The sequence below is a fragment of the Heliobacterium chlorum genome (genome assembly GCF_014502795.1).
Lineage (GTDB): Bacteria > Bacillota > Desulfitobacteriia > Heliobacteriales > Heliobacteriaceae > Heliobacterium > Heliobacterium chlorum.
Window position 1 is genome coordinate 1 of record NZ_JACVHF010000057.1, and the last position, 4,877, is coordinate 4,877.

The window sequence follows — 4,877 nt, forward strand, 5'->3', positions numbered from 1 at the left end:
GTCAAAGGTGTTTGACATTGCGAAGTCAAAGGTGTTTGACACCGGACGTCACGGTGCTTGACATCGGACGTCGAGGACGTTGACATCGCTGAAGTCAATATGTTTGACATCGACTCTTCGCACTTCATTCAGCTGAAGTGTTTTTTGTTTTTTTCCAAAATAATGTCGGAGGTGAACAAACCATATACAGCCTTAACCGTGATGAGCGACAAGAACGAATGGAGCTGTTAGAGCGGCGAGTTCAGTTATTTAACGAAGTTCGTGCAAAGCAAGAACTCAGCCAAACCATGCAAACCGAATATATTACCGATCTCAAAGAACTCTATCGGCTTCGTCGGATTGACCGCTCAGAATTTGATGTCCTGTTCTTCATGTATGAGTATTTTTCGGATGATAAAAACCCAGAGAATGAGCAGAACCTCATCCCGGCTGGAACCCGCATTGACGATGCGCCACGATTTCACCGGGAACTTTGTGATCTTCTGCGCGTAGTGTCATTTGAGAACCCCATAGCTCGGATTGCCTGGGCGGCTCCACGGGGCCATGCAAAGTCAGCATATCTCTCTAACGGTTTTCCCATCCATGAAATCGTCTTTGATAAGCGGAAATACATCCTCATCATTTCGGAAACAGACTCGATGGCCAAAAAGTTCATTGAGTGGATTTCTCTCCAACTCAAATTCAACAAGAAACTTCGTGAGGACTTTGGTGAGTTATTGTCCGATCGTAAGGCGATGAATGAGCGGGATAATCAAGAGGCGTTTCTAACGCGGACTGGCATCCTGGTTGAAGCGGCATCGATGGGAAAACAACTGCGGAGGAAGCGAAATGGCTCATATCGACCAGACCTCGTTATTTTGGATGACTTGGAATCGGCCAAGAACACCAATACACCGGAATTGCGCGAAAAAAACCAACACTGGTTCAACTCTGTAGTGATGCCGATTGGCGATCCAGCGAAGACAGCCTTCATCTACATGGGCACCATCGTTCATGCCCGAGGACTGCTTCCAACGGTGTTACAACGATCAGACTTCGAATCCCGCACGTACTCCGCCATTGTTTCCCCGCCAGAGCGGGGTGATCTGTGGGAGCAGTTTGAGTCGACTTGCCGGAATCCAGAGAATGAAACCCGACTCGATGATGCACTATCTCTTTACCGGACAAATCAAGAAGAAATGGATAAAGGCGTCGAGGTCTTATGGCCGGGGCGCTTTTCTTATGACCGGTTAATAATTGAGAAGGTCAATATCGGCTCCCGAGCCTTCGGGTCGGAATATCTCAACAATCCCATTGACGAAGAAACCCAGATTTTCAAACCGTCGATGTTTACATTTTTCGATTACCCAGAACTCCGGGATAAGATGGGGCGACCAATACCCCTCGACTACCTTGGTGCTTGGGACATTGCTATGGGAAAGAACAATCGGTCGGATTACAACGCCATCGTCATCATTGGACGAGATCGACGAACTGGCATCCTGTATGTTGTGGAAACATGGGCGAGAAAATGTCCGGCCCATGAAGCGTTGAATGAGGTCATCAACAAAATCGGCAACTATCGCCCAAGAATTTTCGCCATCGAAACCGTGCAAGCGCAGTTTGACCTGTTCCGGCAGGCCAGGGAACGGATGGCCAAGGAAGGTATCTACACGACCAAGCTTAAAGCTGTGACCAGCAAGACCAAGAAGGAAGAACGGATTGAATCGCTGGAGCCAATCGTTGAGCAGGGGATTCTGCGTTTTATGCGGCATCAGAGAATTTTGCTGGAACAGTTAGAGCAGTTTCCTAACCACGACCATGATGACCTACCCGATGCTCTCCAAATGGCTGTAGAACTCTGTGGCGGGGGACGACGACGGACGTTCCATCAAAAGCCGGTAGGGTTGTAATTGACTGCAACGGCATACCTAGATGGGTGAAAATGTAGAGAAAGGAGGTCTGGGATTGTCGTTATTCAGCATCGGCAATTACTACCCCGCACCGGCTCATCGTGATCGGATTCGACGATATCGAGAGAATAAAAAGCTCTTTTTGGGTAGGCATTATGACGTATTTCAGCGAGTTCAGAACAAACTTTCACGCAGACAAAATGAACTGCTCTATATATCGACCAACCTTCCCGGCGTGATTTGCAAGAAATCCGCCGATTTTTTATTTGGTGAGCAGCCCACATTCTCCGCCGGGAAAAACGATAACTCCAGCGAACAACAAGCCATTGAGCGGTTTGTCGAGGGGAATGACCTCCACATCCTCAATTATGAAAGTGCCTTATCGAACGCCTACCGGGGTGACTCTTTCTATAAGATCCGCTACGGGCAGGAGTACGGTGGGATGGTGGGGAAGGAGAGCGACCCCTTTCGGGTCATCATTGAAGCCCAGAATCCAGAGTATGTGTTCCCCGAAACGGCTCCCGGCGACGCCAACCGCATCATCGCGTACCACATCGCCTATCCCGTGCTTGTGAAGCATGGTGATGCCGAGGATTGGTTGTTAATCACAGAATCGCATTATCCCGGTCGCATTGTTTATGCCAAATTCAAGCTGGACCCGATTGTGGTGACCGTGGACAATGAAATCAATGAATGGCGGTTATCTGCTGAACTCACATCAGAACGGCGTGAAGTGATGACCGACGTACCATATCCGCTGTTGGTACACGTGCCTAACTACGCCACCGACGATTGCTGGGAAGGCATCGATGACCTCAGTGAAAACAAGCCTTTGTTCGACGAAATCAATCATCGACTGTCGCAGATCGCTTCGATCCTTGATAAACACGCAGACCCAGCCATGGCGGTCCCGGCGGGTACACTGGGTGAAGACGAACAGGGCAATCCCATCTTTCGGGTAGGCGTCGATAAGGTCTTTGAAGTGATGGGGAAAGACGAAGTAATTCCGCAGTACATCACATGGGACGGTCAATTGCAGGCGGCTTTCATGGAATTAGATAAGTTGGTGAAGTTGTTGCTTATCAACGCGGAAATTCCCGAAATTGCTTTGGGTTCTGGCGATGCGGGAACTAGCGGCGCATCGGGATTGGCTATCAAGTGGAGGCTTAACTCGATTCTGGCAAAGGTCAACCGCAAGCGGCAGTATTACAATAAAGCCCTAAAGAGAGTGTTGTTGATTGCCCAACTCCTTGAAATTGCCTGTAAGGGGCCGCAGGGTTATGAAGTGACGATTCCAAAAGTGAAGTTCAAAGACGGTTTGCCGGACGATGAAACCGAGATGGCCAACATCATGTCGATTCGAACTGGCGGGAAGGCAACAATCTCCCAGAAGTCAGCCTTAATGTGGCTGGATGATTTGACCGAAGAACAAGCCGATGTTGAGTTACAACGGATGAAGGACGAGGAAGCCATCGCCGATCCGTCTATCTTCCAGCAACCCGGTGACGATGAATGAGGACTGTGCCAAAGCCCCTTTATGAACGGGATGTGAAGCGGCTTATCGGATATTATCAGAAGGCTTTTACCGAAATAGCCGGTCGGTTAAAATCCATTCCATCGAGCGGGATAGAAAAAGCCTACGCCGAATCGCTCCTATCGCAAATCATGGTCATCCTTCGAGACTTGGACGGCTCCACAAAGGTATGGTGTGAACAGGTTATCAAGCAAGCGTTTACGGAAGCACAGGCTCAGACCATCCTTACATTGGGCGATGCATCCTCATTATCTGAGGCAGCATCGTCAGTTTCTTTTTCCATGCTGGCTCGGGAACGGACCGAAGCATTGATTAACGACACCTACACCGATTTGCTGATAGCTACGCAAAACACAGAAAGAAAGATTAAGCAGATTGTGAGAAACGCCGTGAGCGAGACCTTACGTGTGAAGGCGTTAGAGCAAATGGGTCGTCGAACGATGAAAAAGGCCATCGTCAGCGATCTCACCCACAAAGGAATGTCGGCCAAATTAGACAGCGAAGCATGGGTTGGTATCGTTGATAGAGCCGGTCGGCGGTGGAATTTATCGACCTACGCCGAGATGGTGGTTCGAACGAAACTTACACAGGCTCACATCGAAGGAACTCGGGTGGAGACGATGGAGCGGGGCGTGGACTTAGCGGTAATTTCTTCGCACGGGGCCAAAGACGCCTGCCGTTCATTCGAGGGAATGGTGATTTCTGTCCACGGCTTAACACCGGGATACCTCTCATATGACCAAGTCCGAGCAACCGGTAAGATATTTCATCCCAACTGTCAACATCATATCAGCCCGGTACGCAATATTAACCTGTTACCGAAAAGGCTACGAGAAAAACACGATCAACAGATGAAAGCACTCCGCATCTAACGCGAGTACTTTTGATTATTTACCGACCCATCGGCGTTATGTCGTAAAACTAGCCGCCCAATCACCCCCACGCGGACGCGACCGCGAAATCAAGCGTAGGGTAAGGAGGACATGATTTTTGGCAGATGAAACGCAGGTTCAAGAAGCCCAGCAGACTCCCGTTGAGAATACTCCGGTAAAAGCAGACCTTACGCCCCAAGAACACCTCGTTCCCAAATCTCGATTCGATGAAGTCAACACCAAATATAAAGAAGTCCAGGGTCAACTGGACCAACTGTTGACCGAGCGCGAACAGCAAGAAAAACAAGCCAAAGAACAACAAGGCAAATTTGAAGAACTCTACAAAACGACAGCCGATGAGCTAACCAAGACTCAAGATGGTTTCAAGATCGTAAATGGCCGGGTAGAACAATTAGAGACTGTCATTAATGGCTTGTTAGAAGCCAAGCTAGAAGGCATACCGAAGGATTTTCACGACCTCGTTCCCGGCAACCTCACACCGGAAGCTAAGCTAGAATGGCTGGCGGCCGCCGAAAAGAAAGGATTATTTGGCTCAAAACAAGAACAGCCTGTCGGCCA

The 4,877-nt window shown here is 49.2% G+C and carries 3 protein-coding genes and 1 pseudogene; all 4 read left to right on the forward strand.

The window, feature by feature from the left end:
- Nucleotides 1-218: 218 nt before the first annotated feature.
- Nucleotides 219-1,892 (forward strand): phage terminase large subunit, encoded by a 1,674-nt coding sequence (gene terL / locus H1S01_RS19480; RefSeq protein WP_243237453.1) that lies wholly within the window; start codon nt 219-221, stop codon nt 1,890-1,892.
- A gap of 55 nt (nt 1,893-1,947) precedes the next feature.
- Nucleotides 1,948-3,408: a phage portal protein gene (locus tag H1S01_RS19485; RefSeq protein ID WP_243237454.1), complete on the forward strand. Its 1,461-nt coding sequence runs from the start codon at nt 1,948-1,950 to the stop codon at nt 3,406-3,408.
- On the forward strand, nt 3,405-4,298 hold the full coding sequence (locus H1S01_RS19490) for a phage minor capsid protein (protein ID WP_188042051.1): 894 nt from the start codon (nt 3,405-3,407) through the stop codon (nt 4,296-4,298). The genes H1S01_RS19485 and H1S01_RS19490 overlap by 4 nt, the downstream gene beginning before the upstream one ends.
- Nucleotides 4,299-4,416: 118 nt before the next feature.
- Nucleotides 4,417-4,877, forward strand: a pseudogene (locus tag H1S01_RS19495) (anaerobic ribonucleoside-triphosphate reductase); the annotation flags it as partial.

Coding starts and splice junctions, on each gene's coding strand:
- terL (WP_243237453.1), top strand. CDS start 219: ATGGAGCTGTTAGAGCGGCGAGTTCAGTTATTTAACGAAGTTCGTGCA.
- H1S01_RS19490 (WP_188042051.1), top strand. CDS start 3,405: ATGAGGACTGTGCCAAAGCCCCTTTATGAACGGGATGTGAAGCGGCTT.